Here is a 17,611-nt window from a genome sequence, read left to right as displayed (position 1 = left end):
AAATAATGATTGATAACTGATTTATTGTTCAATATACTGAACAATCATTCTATATATGAGACATCATTATAAGAACGATGCCCAACCATTTGCAACCCCTATTATCATTTTCGTGATAATTTATGGCGTTATTTTTTTATCACCTTCATTTTACTGACTTTTATAGGTTACTTATGAGCACAGCCGCCGTCCCTTCCTTGGACAAAACCTTTCAAATACTAGATTTGATCACCGATAGCAGCCAGCCACTGACGGCCGCTCATATTGCTAAGGCGCTGGATCTACCGCGCAGCTCCACTCACAATATCCTGCAAAGCTTGCTGGCCAAGCACGTCATTTATAAAGACAGCGACAACCGCTTTCATTTAGGCTCATATCTGATGTACTGGGCGGGCAAATACGAGCAGCAGCAAGGCGTTATTCAGTTATTCAAAGACCTTATCGTACATTACCCTATCTTGCTCCAGCATACCGTGACGTTGTCCAAGCTTGATTTGGGAGAAGTGGTGTTTTTGGCTTGTCATGAATCCCCTGCGCCGCTTGGTTTTACTTTTCGCGCGGGTGTTCGCGTGCCTGCAGTGTTTTCTGCCACAGGCAAAGCCATGCTCTCCACCTTGTCGATGGACAGCATCCAATCCATCTATGCCAGCGGCTTTCCTAAACCTATCACACCGCATGGCGTCGATAACTTTACTGATTTGTCGACCGAGCTGTCCGCCATCAAAGACAGCCGCATCTCACTTGATGATGGGCAACTGCGTGAGGGCATGTATTGCCTCGGCACCTATATCCGTAACGCCTCAGGCCATGCTATCGCTGGCATGGCGGTCAGTTTTTTGCAAGCAGAGTACGAATCCAAGCGCGCTGACGTCAGTACCGTGCTGATTGAGCTGGCCGAACAGATTGAGCAGCGTTTGGGCTTTAAAGCAGAGCCATAAACCCTACGTTTTCGTTTGGCGCAAATACTGCTACGGAGATATTTGCGCTACTCATACATGCCTGCCTCTTTGCCTTCCATTTACTCTTTTATTTACTGTCAGTCCTTTAGCATCAGCCCTGACAAAAACGCTTGTAAATTATCATTGAGCTTTGGTAAGTAATAACCGCCCTCGACCAAGACAATCAGCGGTTTGCCTAAAGCGACCATCTTTTTTGCCAATCGCGTAAAACCTTCGGTACTCACCGCGCATCTGGCCTCTGGGTCGTCTTTGTACACATCAAACCCCAGCACATGGACGATGACATCAGGGTCGTATAGCGTCACGGTGTCGATGGCCTTATCCACATAGGTAAAAAAACCCGCTTCATCGGTGCCATGCGCCATGGGGAAATTGATATTGTAGCCATAGCCTGCGCCCCGCCCCTTTTCAAACTCGTGACCGGTGACCGCTGGATAAAAATTGATGGGGCTACCGTGGACAGAGGTATAGAGTACATCACTACGATCATAAAATATCTCTTGGATACCCTGACCGTGATGCATGTCGGTGTCTATAATGGCGATTTTTTCGTATTTTTGCCGTAGGTGCTCGGCGATGATGGCGGCGTTATTTAGATAACAAAACCCACCCGCTGCGCTCTTACGAGCATGATGACCAGGCGGCCGCGAAAAGCAAAGCTGGATATGATTGTCCGCGTGCGTTGTGTTATTTGTACTACATGTTGTATCTTGGTTGAGTAAGGCCTCAGCAGCATTGAGGGCAGTCTGCGCCGACCAATAGATAGACGTCCAAGAATACTCACTGATAGGCGCACTATCGTCGGCCTGATATTTGGCGGCTTTGGCCATGATACCGATCCCTGGGTTGTCATAAGGTACAAACACACCCGTTTGCACCTGCGCGCCCAGATCCTCCTCTACTGCCAGCCACTCCTCATAGCCATGTTTGAGAAACTCAACATAACCGAAGTCATGCACGGCCAAAATAGGGCCGATACCGATATCGGTAGCGGTGGTCACCTCAAGCTCCAATGCGGCTGGCGCTTTTAGCAGCTCAGTCATCCGCTCTGGTATCTCTAGCGGCTCGTGCATCTGTCCATAAGAAAAATACGGCAAGGGCCGATGCAGGCTCAGGTTTTCGTGGCTATATATTTTCATGCTCAACACTCCTTTGTTTAACACGATTGTTCGATATTGCGGTTATATAATGCCATCAGCTTTTAGCTTGGCGATCATCTCGCTGTCATAACCCAACTCTGCAAGCGTACTATCGGTATGTTCGCTCAGGCGCGGCGGCGGCGTACGATAACTGACCGGCGAGGCCGACAGCTTGATCGGGCTACCAAGCGCGCGCACCGGACTGCCTTGCTTGCTAAAATCGACCACCATCTCGCGGGCCAGCGCTTGCGGCATGGCTAGGGCTTCGCTGATATTATGGATCGCCCCACAAGGAATGCCTGCCTGCTCCAAAGCCGCCAACCAATATGCGCGCGGCTGCTGTGCAAACTTCTCAGCCAGCGCCTCACATAGCTCGTCACGGTGCGTCACACGGGCAGGGTTGGTCATATAGCGGCTATCTGTATGCCAATCCACACCGAGTAGCGCGCAGAGCTTGGCAAACTGACTGTCGTTACCACACGCCAAGATAAAGTGTGCATCGCCTGCCCCCGCAAACACCTGATAGGGGACGATATTGGGGTGCTGGTTGCCAAGCCTTGGTGGTATTTGGTTCGACGCCAAATGATTCATGCCGACGTTTGCCAGCATGGCTAAGGCGCTGTCTAACAGGGCCACATCGACATGCTGACCAAGACCGGTACGCTGACGCGCCAGTAGTGCCGCTTGGATACCAATGGTCAGCTGCAGTCCTGCAAACAGATCCACCACCGCTACCCCGACTTTGTGCGGCTCGCCATCACTTGGCCCTGTGATGCTCATCAGCCCTGATAGCCCTTGAATGATATAGTCATAACCCGGACGCTTGGCATCAGGGCCTGTCTGCCCAAATCCTGTCAAAGATGCATAAATCAAGCGCGGATTGCCCTGCTTGAGACTGTCATAATCTAAGCCGTACTTTTTTAGGCCGCCTACCTTAAAGTTTTCGACGACGATATCGCTGTCAGCAGCCAACTGCTTGATGATGGTTTGACCAGCTGTGGTAGTGATATCGACCGTTAGGGATTTTTTGTTGCGATTGATAGTGGCGTAGTAGGCTGATGTGCCGTCGCTGAACTTAGGCGGTGCCCAGTGCCGTGTCTCATCACCGACATTGGGACGCTCGACCTTGATGACCTCAGCACCCAAATCCGCAAGTACCTGCGTACAAGAAGGACCTGCCAATACTCTTGATAAATCGAGCACCTTGATACCGTGCAATGCCCCTTTTGCCATCTCAGTCATAATCATCCCTTATCATTTGGTGTGCGCGTATACGCTATTTTTTATATACATACAATTGTGATGCGTCATCTCATGACCTATCGCTCCAGATAAACAAATGACGCATCGCAACTAAAAAATGTACGCCACTGCTCAGCAAGCACTAGGCCAAGCAGTAACATACATAAGATCAGCGGTACTGATTAATAAAACGCTTGCAAGCCTGTTTGCGCACGCCCCAAGATTAAGGCGTGGATATCGTGCGTGCCTTCGTAGGTGTTGACCGCCTCTAGGTTCATGACGTGGCGAATGATATGGAACTCATCAGAGATACCATTGCCGCCATGCATGTCACGTGCCACACGAGCGATGTCTAGCGCTTTACCGCAGTTATTGCGCTTGATCAGTGAAATCATCTCAGGGGCAGCGTTGTCTTCATCCATCAAACGGCCAACGCGCAGTGCCGCTTGCAAACCAAGAGCGATCTCTGTTTGCATATTGGCAAGTTTGAGCTGCACCAACTGCGTTGCGGCCAGTGGACGGCCAAACTGCTTACGATCTAGCGTGTACTGACGCGCCGCTTGCCAGCAAAACTCAGCTGCGCCCATCGAGCCCCATGCGATACCATAACGGGCTTTGTTTAAGCAGCCGAAAGGCCCTTTGAGTCCGCGGATATCTGGGAAAGCATTGGCTTCAGGGACAAACACCTTATCCATGACAATCTCGCCTGTCACTGAAGCACGTAGTGAGAACTTGCCTTCGATTTTTGGTGCAGACAAGCCTTTCATGCCTTTGTCTAAGATAAAGCCACGAATATCGCCTGCATCGTCTTTTGCCCAAACGACAAACACATCGGCGATGGGACTGTTGGTGATCCACATTTTATTGCCTGTCAGCTCATAACCGCCCTCAACCGCACGCGCTCGCGTCGACATAGACGCAGGGTCTGAGCCTGAATCCGGCTCGGTCAAACCAAAGCAGCCGACATACTCGCCCGTTGCCAGTTTTGGTAGGTATTTTTCTCTTTGCTCCTCTGTGCCATACGCATGGATAGGATGCATGACAAGGCTTGACTGTACACTCATCGCCGAGCGGTAGCCTGAGTCCACCGCCTCTACTTCCTTGGCAATCAAACCGTAAGCGACGCTCGACAGACCTGCACAGCCATAGCCTTCGATGGTGACACCCAGCAGCCCCATCTCGCCCATCTGGCGCATGATGTTGCGGTCAAAATGCTCATTGCGGTTGGCGTCGATGATATTTGGCATCAGCTCTTTTTGAAAAAACTGACGCGCACTGTCTGTCACCATACGTTCTTCGTCAGTGAGCTGGTCACGCAATAAAAACGGATCTTGCCAATCAAAACTTGGACGCGTAGATGTTGCCATGTGGGTCTCCTTGATATCGATCGTCCTGATCGATGAGTAATAATAAATGGATGGTAATAACGCTGATAACCGGACTCAACCAATTATTGACTTTTCAATTCCGCTATGCGAAACTTAGTTTCATAATATAAACTATTTAAGCAAAATTTTGTCACGCTGTAAACCTTTATCAAAAAAATGAGGCAAAAATGTCTAATTCTCTAACAGCCGCCCCCTCTTTACTGACGCGTATGAATAACACTCTCACCCAAAGCAAAGACGACAATGACCGTCAGTTTGTCACCGCGCTTGGCCGCGGGCTGATACTACTGGCCGCATTTGAGCAGCACGAGCAGCTGAGCCATCAGCAGCTTTGTCAGATGACCCATCTACCAAAAGCCACAGTGACTCGCCTGATTCATACGCTTCTCACCCTTGGGTTTTTGCGCACGACAGAGCACGGACAGTATGAGCTGGGCAGTAGTGCCGTGCGCCTGAGTGCAACGGCATGGAGTCGTCACGATATGGTGGCGACCGCCGAGCCGCTGCTACGGCAGTTTGCCAGTAGCAATGAAGTATCGGTGAATCTGGCCACCGAAGTCGAAGGAGAGATGCGCTATCACGCTTGCTGTCGTAGCCCTGCCCGCCTGTCGGTCAATCTACAAGTCGGCTCTGCCGTGCCTGTGGCTCGTACGGCGATTGGACGCGCGTTTTATGCCGTCAGCACCAAAGCTCGGCAAGCTGTCATCAAAGACAACCTACGCGCGCATTTGTCTGACACAGACTATCAGCACGCACAAACGGCGCTGGATGCCGCTGTGGCACATTATGATGCGCACGGCTATACATTGTCTGACGGAGAGTTTTCTACCGATATATTGGCGGTTGCGGTTGGGGTTTTTGACGTCGCCACTGGGCGATACGCTTATTCGCTAAATGCTAGTGTGCCCAGAGCCAACTGGGATGCTGATGAGTATGCAAAGATGATCGTGCCAAAACTACAAGCACTGGCGCTCAAGATCGGCCGCGGCGAGTGAGATGCAAAGGATTGGTTCACATGCGCACCCAGAAAAATATACGCATTAAACTGCCAGTTATTAGCACTCTGTTACCCAATTAACACCTAGCAGTGATATCATAGGCGCATAATATAAGCGAGCAGTTTGAGCGCTTTATCTACATCTAATAGCGATGATAATAACAGAGTGGTTTTTTGTCGGCCATCTCTGTGAATTGTTATCGCTTTTTTTAATATCTATGTATTACTGTTGAGTGTCGTTATGCCCCAATCTCGTACCAATTTGAACCCAGAACCCAAGACCAGCTCACCTTATTTGATGGGCTTGCTGCTGCGCTATAGCACCTTTGGTGCTGCCATTTTGATTTTTTTGGCGGGGCTATTACTAGTCAACTGGTGGCTCATATTTCTTGGTGGTTTTGGCGTGGCACTTGGCGTTTATGATTTGATTCAGTCCAAGCACTCTATCTTGAGCAACTACCCTGTGGCAGGTCACATTCGCTATGTGCTAGAGGATTTTCGTCCTGAGATTCGCCAGTATTTGTTAGAAGATGACAAAGAACAAGTGCCGTTTTCGCGTCAGCAGCGCGCCCTTGTGTATCAACGCGCCAAAAACGTCAGCGATACCAATGCTTTTGGTACTTTGGACAATCTATATACGCAAGGCAAAGAGTGGTTTTTGCAATCAGCGGTCAGCCAACCTTTAGAAAACAAAGACTTCCGTATCATCGTGGGCGGCGAGCGCTGTCTGCAGCCACACGATATGTCGGTATTTAATATCTCGGCGATGAGTTTTGGTAGCTTGTCTGCCAACGCCACCATGGCACTCAACCAAGGTGCCAAGATGGGCGGGTTTACCCATGATACGGGAGAAGGTGCCATCAGCCCTTATCACCGTAAGTTTGGCGGCGACTTGATTTGGGAGATTGGCACGGGGTATTTTGGCTGCCGTGATGACCATGGCAACTTTGACCCCCAGTCTTTTGCCGAAAAAGCCGTCGACCCCCAAGTAAAAATGATCGAAATCAAACTCTCACAAGGTGCCAAGCCGGGTAAAGGCGGCGTCTTGCCAAGCGAAAAAATCACCGCAGAGATAGCCCAAACCCGCCAAGTACCCATGGGTCAAGACTGCGTATCGCCTTCATCACATAGCGCGTTTAGCACGCCGCGTGAGCTGGTCGCATTTTGGCAGCAGCTGCGTGAGCTATCGGGCGGCAAGCCAGTTGGCTTTAAGCTCTGCGTGGGTCAGCCTTGGCAGTTTATGGCGATTGTCAAAGCCATGATCGAAACCGACAACTATCCTGATTTTATTGTCATCGATGGCGCAGAAGGCGGGACAGGTGCCGCACCTGTTGAGTTTATGGACAACGTCGGCATGCCCATGGTCGAAGGGTTTTTGTTGGTGCATAATACCTTGGTCGGTGCAGGCATCCGTGACAAAATCAAGCTCGGTGTCAGTGGCAAGATCGTCTCAGGATTTGATATTGCCCGTATGATCGCCCTTGGTGCTGACTGGTGTAACTCTGCTCGCGGCTTTATGTTTGCGGTTGGCTGTATTCAGTCGCGCTCATGCCATACCAATACTTGCCCTGTCGGCGTGGCAACGCAAGACCCTTATCGTCAAAAAGCGCTGGATGTACCGAGCAAAGCTGAGCGCGTGGCAAACTTCCATAAAAATACCCTCAAATCCCTAGCCAGTATCGTCGGCGCAGTGGGTCTGCAGCACCCAAGTCAATTGCAGCCGTATCATATCGCGCGCCGCCTCGATGATGGTCAAATCAAACTTCTCTCAAAGTTCTTTTACTTTGCTGACCAAGGCGCGTTGCTAGAACAAAGTGCGCGTGCCGATGTCTTTAATCAGATGTGGGTGATGGCCAATCCTGATAGCTTCTTGGCCAACAACGACGCTCTTATCGCTTATAACAAAGACTCGCGTGATAAAGGCAAAGAGACCAATGCGCCAACTGAAAAAACCACGGCTATCGTCGAGGACATCATCGACGGTGGTATGCTCATCGGTAACGTCAACAATACCTTTCGCGACTTACCGCCTGATCATGACTAGCCACGTATCACCGCTGACCGGCGGTGTCCTGTACTCACAAATAAAGGCCGCCGACTGATGCCAAGCACCACCTCACTCGCCACGCTAGCAAGCGTGGCCCTACTCGCGCTGAGCCTCAGCGCCTGCTCCCCTGCGGCCACTGACGCTGCTAGCGACTCATCGCAGTGGGCCTGTCAGATACAGCAGGCGCCATTTGCTTATAGCGCCTGTGCGATTGAGGCGTCAGCGCTGGGTGATAAGCGGCATGTGTTACAGCTATTTTGGCAAAAGCCTGATAGTACGCAGCCTTTACTCAGCTTTGATGAGTTGTTGGCGGCGCTACCAGCCGGCCAGACACTCAGCTTTGCCATGAATGCTGGCATGTATAATGAGCGCTTTGCCCCTATTGGCTATACTGTCATCGAAGGGGTAGAAAAGCGCGCCTTAAACCTAAGGTCAGGCGGTGGCAATTTTCATTTATTGCCCAATGGTGTACTGTGGTGGGAGCGTGACGGCAAGGTGCAGATCACAGAATCTCAAGCATTCAGCGAGCAGCTAAACGGCGGGCAAGTGCAGCCATGGTATGCCACTCAATCAGGGCCGATGCTGGTGATTCAAGATCAAATACACCCAAAGTTTAACCCCGAAAGCCAATCCGCTAAAATCAGAAACGGGGCTGGCGTTTGTCGTGATGGTCGCATTCGGTTTGTCCATAGCGACGAGCCTGTGACCTTTTATCAATTTGCGACTTTGTTTAAGGAATACTTGGGCTGCCCGAATGCCTTGTTTTTGGATGGCGGCGTGGCCTCGGCCCTATACGCGCCCAGCATCGATCGGCACGATAAAAAACAGATGGGCGTGATGATTGGACTGGTCGACAGCTCTGACTAGACCCTATTAGGGCGTGTCCTCAATTCAATCGCTAGCCATCTAAATAAGGACGCGCCCTAAAATATAACCGCAAAAAAGCACCTAAATAATAAAAATATTTAGGTGCTTTTTTATATGGCACGCCCATGACTGCGCTGGGCGTTAACATTTATTGATCAAGCCGCCACTGGGAAAAGTCGATGCAAGCTTAGCTACCCAAACTCATTTTGGGGCCAAACGGCTCATAATGTACACTATCCACGCCATGATCGAGCGTCATGAGCCCATCGATCATACTCTCCATAAATAGCATTGAGCCACAGACATAAATGTCCGCAGGCTTAGGTAGGTTGGCAAGCCATGCAGCGTCCAATAGCTGTCCTGACTCAAAGTAAAAAACATGCCTCTCTACCGTTTCAGCTTTTGCTAGCAGTGCCTCGACCTTGTCTGCAAAGGCGTGATGGGCTTTGTTTTGGCAGGCATATACCCAGATGATCGGCCGCTTTGGATTGGCCATAATCTGCGCCTCCAACATAGCCAGTACAGGCGTCACCCCTACGCCTGCGCTCATCAGCACCAGTGGTACCTCGTTTTGGGTCATCAGGTGTCGCTCAAGCACAAAGTCGCCAGCAGGGGCAGATAACAAAATCGTATCACCGACGTTTATGTGGTCATGCAGATGGTTTGAGACCAAACCATGATGCGCGTTGCGGTTGTCGCGTCTGACTGCAAACTTGATGCCCTCTTCGGTATTTGCTGAGTACAGAGAATAGTGACGCAAAGCGGTGTGATTGCTGTCTTTGGGGTCTGTTTTTACAGTGATGTATTGCCCAGCACTCAAACGCATTTTATGCAAATCAATCGCTTGATGGTTTGCCGTATCGCCGTCTTTATACTCGTTGCTGGGCACCGCGGTAAAGGCGGCAATATCCGTCGCCACCGCGGTCTTTTGTGTTACGGTAAACGGCGCAAAGCCTTGCCACAGCGCAGACTCATACATGCCTTGCTCGATTTGGATAAACACCGAGGCAATCTCATCATAAGCCTCTGTCCAAGCATGGATAATCTCATCTGTTGCCGCCTCACCCAGCACTTCTTTTATCGCGCCGATGAGATGCTTGCCAACGATAGGATAATGCTCAGGTAAAATCTGCAGAGCGCGATGCTTATGGCTGATTTGGGTGACTTGCGGCAGTAGTGTTGCCAGCTTGTCCAGATGCTTTGCTGCCGCCAGCACCGTCATCGCCAGCGCCGTCTGCTGACGCCCAAGCTTTTGATTGGTCTCATTAAAGATATCCAGCAGCTCAGGATGCTCAGCAAACATGTTTTTATAAAACACCGTGGTGATGGCGGTGCCGTGCTCTTCGAGTACAGGTACGGTGGCAGTGACGATTTCTAGGGTTTTTGGTGAAGCCATGATAACTCTCTTAGTGATTGCTATATAAAAAGGTTGCGACTGATAAATGAGTCATTTCATAAGTATTTATAAAGTGATTAAAGATTGCTTGACTTAAATAGTTAGCTGACACACTTTATAAGATTCATTTTAAATGAATGTTAACATATTTTATTACGTATACCAATGTGCTCTCGCTATTCAGCCGTTTTTTAAGCAAAAAAAGCAGCCATGATGATATCAATGACTGCTTATGAAAAAACACTAATTCCAGCTATGCTAATGATTTATAAAGACAAATACCAGCATTGAAAGCCGCTCACTATCTTTAAAAACCCAAATATATCAACACCCTGCTATAAAATCAACGCGCCATATAGTCGGTCATTTCTTCAACCCCATGCAGCGTCATCGGATACATTTTATGCTCAAATAGCTTTTTGATTTCACCGATGGTCTGAGTATATTGCCAGTACGCGGGGTTTTCTGGGTTGAGCCACGCCACTTTATCAAAGTGCTCAAGTACACGTTTTAGCCATACCACCCCCGCTTCGTTATTCATATACTCGACGCTACCGCCCACCGAAAACAGCTCATAGGGCGACATCGACGCATCGCCAACAAAGATGACGCGATACTCACGGCCATAGGTATTGAGAAGCTCAAAAGTCGGCATCGGGGCACTGTGCCGACGGTTATTGTCCTTCCAGACGTAGTCATACAGACAGTTATGAAAATAAAAAAACTCTAAGGTCTTAAATTCGTTTTTTGCCGCCGAAAACAGCTTTTCAAGCGCCTCGACATGGACATCCATACTACCGCCGACATCGAACAGCATCAACACTTTAACGCGATTGCGGCGCTCAGCTTGCATATGAATATCAAGTACGCCTTTTTTAGCCGTGCGCTTGATGGTCTCATGGATATCGAGCTCGTCGGCGCTGCCAGTACGGGCAAACTGGCGCAAGTTGCGTAGCGCCATCTGAATCTGGCGCGTACCCAGCTGATTGTCGTCATCGAGGTTACGATATTTGCGCTGCTCCCAGACTTTGACCGCACTGCGTTTACGCGACTCACCGCCGACGCGCACCCCTTCTGGATGATCACCATAAGCGCCAAACGGTGAGGTGCCGCCAGTACCGACCCATTTGCTTCCGCCCTGATGACGCTCTTTTTGCTCCTTTAGACGCTCCTCAAGTGCCTTCATCAACTCCTCAAGCGAGCCGTATTTTTTGAGCAAGCGCCGCTGCGCTTCGGTCAAGTTTTTGGGATCTAGCTTAAGATCAAGCCACTCTTTTGGGATATCTGTCAGCTTGTTCATCAGCTCATCGATATCTAAGCTGTCGATACCTTCAAAATAATCGGCCATGGCGCGGTCAAATTTATCAAAATGACGCTCATCTTTGACCATACAGAGGCGAATCAGTCGATACATATCCTCGCGACTGGCAAAGGTAGACAGCGCTGGGTCTTCAGGATGTGGCTGCATCATCAGCCCCTGCTCGAGCGCAGCGTTTAGATCGAGCAGCTCGCGCGTGCTGACTGGCACGCCGTAAGTCCGCAGGGTATAGAATAATTTGATAAACATAAAATACGCATCACTTATTGGCTGATAAGGTTTGATTGGCACCGTCGTGCTGACAGCGATATGACACCAGATAACGCTGTCAGTCGATACGCCTAACGACGCATCATGTTGGCAAAACGCTGCAACAAGCTCACATCCGCTTCGTTTTTGAGTAGCGCGCCATATAGCGGCGGGATCGACTTTTCACCGCGCAAGTTTTCTTCTAGCTCTTGTTGTGCCATATCATCGGCAAGCAATAAAGTAAGCCAATCGACCAATTCCGACGTTGATGGTGGTTTTTTAAGCCCTTGAATACCGCGCAGCTTATAAAAGATATCCAGCGCATCATTGACCAGTTTTTCTTGGATATTGGGGAAGTGCACCTCAATGATTTGACGCATGGTGTGCTCATCAGGGAAATCGATGTAATGAAAAAAGCAGCGGCGCAAAAATGCGTCGGGTAGCTCTTTTTCGTTGTTTGAGGTGATGATCACCACTGGGCGCTGCTCGGCGGTGATGGTCTCGCCTGTCTCATAAACATAAAACGACATTTTATCAAGCTCATGCAGCAAGTCATTGGGGAACTCAATATCGGCTTTGTCGATCTCATCAATCAATAGGACGCTGCGCTCTTGACTGGTAAAAGCCTCCCAAAGCTTACCGGGTTTGATATAATTGCCAATCTCATACACCTTGTCGTCACCGAGCTGCGAGTCGCGCAAGCGTGAGACCGCATCATACTCATACAGCCCTTGCTCAGCTTTAGTGGTTGACTTGATATGCCAAGTAATCAGCGGCATCCCTAAACTTGCGGCCACTTCTTCTGCAAGCAAAGTTTTACCTGTACCAGGCTCACCTTTGATTAACAGCGGCTTTTGTAGTGTCATCGCTGCATTGACTGCCAGTTGTAAATCATCGGTGGCGATATAGCTTTGCGTGCCGGTAAAGGTATGGTTGGTCTTGTCCATCTTGGTCGTCATAGTAAAGTCTCAGTTATCGTTATCAATAAAGCATTTTATAAAATAGCACTCACAAATTAGAGTAGCATAGGCTGATGGATTGCCAAAATACTCATGCGTTCGTCATCCTTCCGATCAGCGCTTCTTACGCCCTAAATATGGCGCATAATGATTAGCCATAAAAAAAGACACACATGGTGTCTTTTTTACAGTCATTAAGTTTATAGTTATCGAGCTTATAGTTATCGAGCAAATTAAACCACGCCGCTATTGACGCCCAGCTTCTTACCCTTTGTCTATCGTATCGTTGGGATTGGCCTGTTTAGACAGTATGCCCTCATTTTTGGCACCGCGCTTTTTGAGATCCAGCGTTTTGTCAGTCTCAGTTACTGGTGCGTGATCATGAGCCTTCGCATGCTCAGTTACCTCAGCGTTTTCGGCCAGATAATTGCCTGCGGTCAGCTGCATGGTCGCCTGCGTATCGGCTGCGGTGCGGCTCCGTGCTTTGTCTAGGCTCGACTCAAAAGCACCGCGTATCAGCTGCCAGACAAACCCAACAAACAAGCCCACCACCAGCACCACCATAATGGGCAACATATTGGCAATGGCACCTGCGTAGTCTTTCATCATCACCGCATACACCACACTGATGCTAGCAGGGGCAATCTCACTAGGATCATCGAGCGCGGTACCGGGCGCGAGCAATACGGCAAACAATACCATCCAGCTCATACCGCCGAGTGGACGCGGCAACATGCGCGCCACCAGCAGCCATAATACCAGCACGATCACCGTTCCCCCAAGATAGGCATACATGGGCAGATCGGCGGGTGGGACATCTTTTACCAGCTGTCCCCACCAAATAGCAATCTCTCCTAAGATATCACTGATACTCTCAAGCGGTAAGCGATGCAATATGTTTTTTAACCAGTCCATGCGTGTTTTATTACCTGCGTTTATCACCAGTAGCGCCAGCAGCGTCTATTGGTATTGGGTAAGTTTTGCCGTACTAGGGCGTGTCCTCAATATGACAAAATATATAATAGACATGTGCACTTAACAGAAGATCAGTTTATCACGACTTCCTAGGATGTGTCCTCAATCGACACGATAAAGGCAAAGACACGCGTCTGAATCTTGCATGTCTTTAGCCTTAAGTGCCATTAGCTTTGAATGCCATCAGTCATAAATACTATCTTGTGCTTCGCGGGCGCGTAGCTCTGCTTGGCGGCGCATGACATCTTGCGGCGGCAATTGTACAAAGTACCCTTGTGCTTGGAGCTTTGCCAGCACCTCTTCTTTATCGACGCGAGCCAGCTTCGGGGTGGCGGCCAAATCCAGATGCATGACAAACTGACTGCGCCCTAGCCCCGCACGAAACTCCTTGGGCAATACCCCCAGCCAGTCTTTAATCTCATCAGTATCATCTGGATAATCAGGACGCGCAATGTAGATGTACATATCATCATGTTTGGGAAATTTATAAATATCGCAATGCATAAAAACAACCTATCAGAATCTATCGCCATAGGTTAGCATATTTCGGGCAAACATCAGTAGTCGCTTTACGTTCTGCTATGGTAAACCGACTAAAAACTAACAACGCACTCAAGACAACAAACACCGATATAACGCTGCCACCATGCCTTACTACTGACAATCGCTGCGACAAAAAAGACTTTTTGCCAAAATTATCGACTTTAATGGCGCAGATGACTTGTAAAAGGACGGTGAACCTTTCATAATAAAAGCGTTTTTCAGGAGAGAGTCTGCAGGCATACCTATCTGCTATCAGGTCATTGAAATAAAAGACCGGCAACGATACGTATCAGCCCATCTTGGTAATGTCCTATTGAGCATTATCCACAGACCACCGAAGGCGCATCTACCCTGCCAATCGCTCAGGTAAAAGGACTGAAAAACACATGTCATGATTGTTTTGCGGCGACACCTAACGCGTGGCCTACAAACATAAGGCATAACAAATCTGGAGAGCGGTAAGGACGGACGACGCCTTACCCACCGAAGGGGAGAAAATGCGACAGCATCGCGATGGCAAGAGTAAAGCAAAGGCTTTAGAGACCTCGACGATGTGCCGTATTGAAAATCTCAGGTGACAGGACAGATAGGGCTTTTGCTTAAACCGACGTTTGGCGTCTGTTTGGCTGATTGCTCTATTTTTTGTACCACCCTTGGTTGCGATACTTGCGCCCTGCAAGATTGCTACTCACTATGATAATGCACCTCTGCCCTGCTACTTTGATAAGTTACGACTGATTATCAAATGCGGCTGATGCTCCATAAGGATTTGTTATGACCGATACTCACAATACCAGCACTCCAAGCACAAACACCGCAGCCCCCAAACGCACGCCCCTTTATCAGTCTCACGTCGATAGCGATGGCAAGCTGGTGGATTTTTCTGGTTGGGAGCTGCCCATCCATTATGGCTCACAAATCGAAGAGCACGAAGCGGTACGTACCGATGCCGGTATGTTTGACGTCTCACACATGGTCGTCGCCGATATCAAAGGCGTAGATGCCAAAGCATGGCTACAAAAGCTACTGGCCAATGATGTCGCCAAACTAAAAACCGTCGGCAAAGCGCTGTATTCAGGCATGCTCAATGAGCAAGGCGGCATCATCGATGACCTAATCGTCTACCTAATGAATGAAGACGCGACCGAATATCGCATCGTCTCAAACGCGGCCACCCGTGATAAAGACATGGCACAGTTTCACAAAGTCGCAGCAGGTTTTGATATCAGCATCACCGAGCGCCCAGAGCTGGCCATGATTGCCGTACAAGGCCCCAATGCGGTCGAAAAACTCACACAAGCCAAACCAAGCTGGGCTGATGTGTTAGCAGGCCTAAAGCCTTTTGTCGGCGCTGATTTGACCGATATCGAAGGCACAGATTGGTTTGTCGCTCGTACCGGTTATACAGGCGAGGATGGCGTCGAAGTCATCATGCATGGCGATGATGCGCCAGCATTCTTTGAGCAATTAAAAGCTAATGGCGTTAAACCTGCTGGCCTTGGCGCGCGTGATACCTTGCGTATGGAAGCGGGTATGAACCTCTACGGTCATGACATGGACGAAGAAACCAGCCCGTATGAGTGCAACATGGGCTGGACGCTGGCGCTAAAAGATGAGCGCGACTTTATCGGTCGTGATGCCTTAGTCAGTAAGCGTCAACAAGCAAAAGATGACAACACCGCCATGAAACAAGTCGGCTTACTACTGACCACCCGCGGCGTCTTGCGTGAGGGCATGACCGTGACCATCAACCAAGGCACAGACAATGAGCAAACCGGTATCATCACCAGCGGTACCTTCTCCCCTAGCCTAAAAAACTCGATCGCAATTGCACGCGTGCCTGCCAGCTTATCAGATGAAGATAGCGTACAGGTCGACCTGCGCGGCAAAGGCAAGTTCGTCGATGTGCGCGTCGTAAAACTCCCTTTTGTCCGTAACGGCAAACAGCAGTTTGACTGATATCCCTGATAAATTTTATCATTAACATCCATTATTTTATTCACCATCCTCACTTAGGAGAGACCCCATGAGCAACATCCCAGCAGAACTAAAATACATCGCCAGTCACGAGTGGCTGCGTTTAGAAGAAGACGGTACGATCACTGTTGGTATCACTGACCATGCTCAAGACCTACTCGGCGACGTGGTATTTGTCGAATTGCCAGACGTAGGCGACATCCTCGCCGTCGACGACGAAATCTCTGTGGTCGAGTCTGTAAAAGCAGCCTCTGACGTCTATGCGCCTATCTCAGGTGAAGTGGTTGCGATCAACGAAGCATTAGAAGATGATCCAGAAATCATCAACTCTGACCCGTACGGCGAAGGCTGGTTCTTTAAAATCAAACCGGACAACATCGCCGATTACGAAGCATTGATGACCGCTGAAGAGTACGAAAACGAGCTGTAATCTACCCAGACTTATATCTTTCTACTCAGTCTTTGTTTAAATCTATATAAGCAATACGGCGGATACTGGCGGCAGCTGGTATCTGTTTATCCTACTGTTAGGCCGTTTTTAAGCCGCTTTGAAAAATACAATGGCAAAAACACGACTGCTAAACAATCTGATTGGTTCTGATCTGATTTATCGCGACGATTTACTTGTTAGATGTGGACGCGATTCGCAATTATAGCCCCAGCCCCGCTTTGATGATGCGCAAGTGGGTCACTCAATCCTCAGCATGGACTCTCTTATGACCCCTGACAATGACAAAAAAACCAGCATTGCCACACTCGATCGCACAGCGACGCTACAGGCGTTTTGTGACGTCGTAGAGTCTCGTCGTTCGGTGCGTCGTTTCACTGACACACCGATACCAGATGCCGTACTGGCAGACTGTCTGCGTCTGGCCATGCTGGCACCCAACTCAAGCAATCTGCAGCCGTGGGAGTTTTATGTCATCGATGATGCAGACACACGCAAACGTGCGATAAAAAACTGCATGAACCAAAACGCGGCAAAAACCTCAGCGCGTCTCATTGCAGTGGTGGCGCGTACTGACGTATGGCAAGACCACGCCCAGCAGATATTGCGTGAATACCCTGATAAACCTGTCCCAAAAAAAGTAAAAGGCTACTACAACAAAATCGTCACTTTAGACTTTTTGCGTGGCCCTGCCAACATCGTCTCTGCAGCCAAATGGGGTGCAACTCAGGTCGCAAGACGCCTCAAAGGGCCAATTAAGTCGCCTTACTATACCTTTGAAGACACCAAAAACTGGGCCACCAACAATACCGCGCTTGCCGCCCAAAACCTGATGCTGGCACTACGTGCACATGGCTTTGATAGCTGTCCGATGGGCGGCTTTGATGAGCCTGCGATGAAGCGACTATTAGGTTTAAGCGACGACCACCATATCGTCATGATGATTGGCGCAGGCGAGCGCGCTGACAATGGTATTTACAACACCCAGTTTCGCTTTGATCAAGCTCAATTTGTTCATTACGTCTAAACCCGTCATTAGTTATTAATATTAGCTATTAATATCCGTTATTTTAGCCATCTCCTTTACCACTCCCTTAACCAAGGAAT

The 17,611-nt window shown here is 49.3% G+C and carries 15 protein-coding genes and 2 riboswitches; of the genes, 7 read left to right on the top strand and 8 right to left on the bottom strand.

Annotation, left to right across the window (positions count from 1 at the left end):
* Positions 1–173: 173 nt before the first annotated feature.
* A complete protein-coding gene (locus tag BTV99_RS04175) occupies positions 174–938 on the top strand; it encodes an IclR family transcriptional regulator (RefSeq protein ID WP_075101116.1) in 765 nt (254 codons plus the stop codon).
* A 98-nt stretch (positions 939–1,036) separates the two neighbouring features.
* Here the strand turns inward: BTV99_RS04175 and BTV99_RS04170 are convergent, their stop codons facing one another.
* From BTV99_RS04170 to BTV99_RS04160, 3 genes are all read right to left on the bottom strand, one after another.
* Positions 1,037–2,098, bottom strand: coding sequence for a histone deacetylase family protein (locus BTV99_RS04170; RefSeq protein ID WP_075101115.1), 1,062 nt, complete (start codon positions 2,096–2,098; stop codon positions 1,037–1,039).
* A gap of 42 nt (positions 2,099–2,140) precedes the next feature.
* Positions 2,141–3,340, bottom strand: a complete 1,200-nt coding sequence (locus BTV99_RS04165) for a CaiB/BaiF CoA transferase family protein (RefSeq protein ID WP_372046436.1) — start codon at positions 3,338–3,340, stop codon at positions 2,141–2,143.
* Positions 3,341–3,522: 182 nt separating this feature from the next.
* On the bottom strand, positions 3,523–4,707 hold the full coding sequence (locus BTV99_RS04160; RefSeq protein WP_075101114.1) for an acyl-CoA dehydrogenase: 1,185 nt from the start codon (positions 4,705–4,707) through the stop codon (positions 3,523–3,525).
* A gap of 188 nt (positions 4,708–4,895) precedes the next feature.
* Here BTV99_RS04160 and BTV99_RS04155 point away from each other — a divergent pair, with 188 nt between their 5' ends.
* The 3 genes from BTV99_RS04155 to BTV99_RS04145 all read left to right on the top strand — a co-directional run bounded on the left by BTV99_RS04155 (position 4,896) and on the right by BTV99_RS04145 (position 8,639).
* Entirely contained in the window at positions 4,896–5,723 is an 828-nt protein-coding gene (locus tag BTV99_RS04155; protein ID WP_083608518.1) for an IclR family transcriptional regulator, read from the top strand.
* 243 nt (positions 5,724–5,966) lie between these two features.
* Positions 5,967–7,769 carry an FMN-binding glutamate synthase family protein gene (locus tag BTV99_RS04150; protein WP_075101113.1) on the top strand — a complete coding sequence of 601 codons (1,803 nt, stop codon included), beginning with the start codon at positions 5,967–5,969 and terminating at the stop codon, positions 7,767–7,769.
* Positions 7,770–7,826: 57 nt separating this feature from the next.
* A complete protein-coding gene (locus BTV99_RS04145) occupies positions 7,827–8,639 on the top strand; it encodes a phosphodiester glycosidase family protein (protein ID WP_075101112.1) in 813 nt (270 codons plus the stop codon).
* 187 nt (positions 8,640–8,826) lie between these two features.
* On the opposite strand, the gene BTV99_RS04140 is transcribed toward BTV99_RS04145, so the two are convergent.
* The 5 genes from BTV99_RS04140 to BTV99_RS04120 form a co-directional block, all read right to left on the bottom strand.
* Positions 8,827–10,035, bottom strand: coding sequence for a globin domain-containing protein (locus BTV99_RS04140; protein ID WP_075101111.1), 1,209 nt, complete (start codon positions 10,033–10,035; stop codon positions 8,827–8,829).
* 343 nt (positions 10,036–10,378) lie between these two features.
* Complete coding sequence (locus BTV99_RS04135; protein ID WP_075101110.1) at positions 10,379–11,602, bottom strand: VWA domain-containing protein; 1,224 nt, start codon at positions 11,600–11,602, stop codon at positions 10,379–10,381.
* 92 nt (positions 11,603–11,694) lie between these two features.
* Complete coding sequence (locus tag BTV99_RS04130) at positions 11,695–12,549, bottom strand: MoxR family ATPase (protein WP_075101109.1); 855 nt, start codon at positions 12,547–12,549, stop codon at positions 11,695–11,697.
* A gap of 276 nt (positions 12,550–12,825) precedes the next feature.
* Positions 12,826–13,476, bottom strand: a complete 651-nt coding sequence (locus BTV99_RS04125) for a hypothetical protein (protein WP_075101108.1) — start codon at positions 13,474–13,476, stop codon at positions 12,826–12,828.
* A gap of 243 nt (positions 13,477–13,719) precedes the next feature.
* Positions 13,720–14,040, bottom strand: coding sequence for a YcgL domain-containing protein (locus BTV99_RS04120; RefSeq protein ID WP_075101107.1), 321 nt, complete (start codon positions 14,038–14,040; stop codon positions 13,720–13,722).
* A gap of 248 nt (positions 14,041–14,288) precedes the next feature.
* A riboswitch (glycine riboswitch) is annotated at positions 14,289–14,467 on the top strand.
* A 50-nt stretch (positions 14,468–14,517) separates the two neighbouring features.
* A riboswitch (glycine riboswitch) is annotated at positions 14,518–14,675 on the top strand.
* Between the two features lie 178 nt (positions 14,676–14,853).
* On the opposite strand from BTV99_RS04120, the gene gcvT reads away from it, so the two are divergent.
* The 3 genes from gcvT (at position 14,854) to BTV99_RS04105 (ending at position 17,531) form a co-directional block, all read left to right on the top strand.
* Complete coding sequence (gene gcvT, locus BTV99_RS04115; RefSeq protein ID WP_075101106.1) at positions 14,854–16,038, top strand: glycine cleavage system aminomethyltransferase GcvT; 1,185 nt, start codon at positions 14,854–14,856, stop codon at positions 16,036–16,038.
* A 67-nt stretch (positions 16,039–16,105) separates the two neighbouring features.
* Positions 16,106–16,486 carry a glycine cleavage system protein GcvH gene (gene gcvH / locus BTV99_RS04110; protein WP_075101105.1) on the top strand — a complete coding sequence of 127 codons (381 nt, stop codon included), beginning with the start codon at positions 16,106–16,108 and terminating at the stop codon, positions 16,484–16,486.
* A gap of 286 nt (positions 16,487–16,772) precedes the next feature.
* Positions 16,773–17,531 (top strand): nitroreductase family protein, encoded by a 759-nt coding sequence (locus BTV99_RS04105; RefSeq protein WP_075101104.1) that lies wholly within the window; start codon positions 16,773–16,775, stop codon positions 17,529–17,531.
* The last annotated feature ends 80 nt before the right edge of the window (positions 17,532–17,611 follow it).

It is taken from the genome of Psychrobacter sp. Rd 27.2, from assembly GCF_001921755.1.
Taxonomy (GTDB): Bacteria; Pseudomonadota; Gammaproteobacteria; order Pseudomonadales; family Moraxellaceae; genus Psychrobacter; species Psychrobacter celer.
Note: the sequence above shows the minus strand (reverse complement) of the source record. Positions and strands in the feature narration are given on the sequence as shown.